This is a genomic window from Serratia sp. HNCC26DJ206, assembly GCF_057180605.1.
Genome location: NZ_JBXUGP010000173.1, coordinates 1 through 314, shown reverse-complemented (window position 1 = coordinate 314; position 314 = coordinate 1). Strand labels below are relative to the sequence as shown.

1 protein-coding gene is annotated in these 314 nt (G+C 65.3%); it reads left to right on the top strand.

Going from position 1 to position 314, the window contains the following annotated elements:
• On the top strand, window positions 1–314 hold a 314-nt coding region (locus tag AC2A1E_RS24460), incomplete at both ends, for an Ig-like domain-containing protein (protein WP_484385916.1).

Genomic DNA, 314 nt, shown 5'->3' with positions numbered 1-314 from the left:
CGGCAACCACAGCCTGACCGTGACCGCAGAAGATGCGGCGGGTAACCGCGTGACCTCCCCGGCGTTTGAGCTGAAGGTGGACACCGAAGCGCCAGCACAGCCGGTGATAGGCGGGGCGATTGACGACGTGGGCGACGTGCGCGGGCCATTGAGCAGCGGCAGCGTGACCGACGACGCCAACCCGACCTTCAACGGGTCGGCAGAGCCGGGCAGCGTCATCAAGGTGTACGACAACGATAACCTGTTGGGCTCGGTCACGACCGACAACAACGGTGCCTGGGCGTTTACCCCGACCACCCCACTGGTGGAAGGTA